At 48.3% G+C, this 808-nt stretch carries 2 protein-coding genes; both read right to left on the bottom strand.

The features are described 5' to 3' along the window. Positions 1–178, bottom strand: a 178-nt coding sequence (locus R8O11_RS26590; RefSeq protein ID WP_411978199.1) for a DedA family protein, incomplete at its 3' end; no start/stop codon positions are given. Positions 179–376: 198 nt separating this feature from the next. Next, positions 377–808 (bottom strand): nitrilase-related carbon-nitrogen hydrolase (locus tag R8O11_RS26585; RefSeq protein ID WP_318194791.1); only part of this gene is annotated, 432 nt, incomplete at its 5' end.

Genomic DNA, 808 nt, shown 5'->3' with positions numbered 1-808 from the left:
TAACCATACTCAGATTCATGACTTGTTCTGAGGCCAGAATTGATGCTGCGATCATCAAAGATTGCCCAGGCATGGGAATGCCAATACCTTCAAAAAAGATGCTGACAATGAGCGCAAGGTAACCGTACTGCTCCAGCAGAGGCTTCATGGAGATGAGTAAAGCGTTAATGTGTTCCAAATGCTTTCCTCTAATAAAATCGGAAGGAAATGGGAGTGATACTCCTGTTGTTTTCTCTGGTCAATTCTTGTTTCTCATTCCCGAGAAAAACTGACATACCTCTGATAATTGTGTTTACCTGATGCGCTGTTGCGCTGGATTCCGCTCGCCGTTTGATTCGCGACGGCGAGCGGTCACTACCATGGCTTGGGTCTCAGGTTACTCTTTTGGTGTTGTGAACGCACCGTACAAATCGAGGCGTCGATGGCGCAAGTTCGTTACCGAGCCTTCGGTGTTGAGCTGTTTCAGCTTGGTTAAGTCAACATCGGCAAAGATGATCATTTCCGTATTCGCACTGGCTTCCGTCAATGTGGCGTCGTGGGGGAAATAAATGTCTGAAGGTGAGAACACCGCTGATTGAGCATATTGAATGTCCACGTTGTCCACGCGCGGTAAGTTGCCGACACTGCCGCCAATCGCCACATAACACTCGTTTTCGATCGCGCGAGATTGAGAACAGATCCGCACACGTTGATAGCCGTTTTTGGTATCAGTCCAGAATGGCACAAAGATAATTTGCGCACCTTGTTCGGCGAGCATACGACCCAACTCAGGGAACTCGCTGTCGTAACAAATCAGAATGCCGACCTT

This window comes from Vibrio sp. 1288 (genome assembly GCF_033344475.1).
Note: the sequence above shows the minus strand (reverse complement) of the source record. Positions and strands in the feature narration are given on the sequence as shown.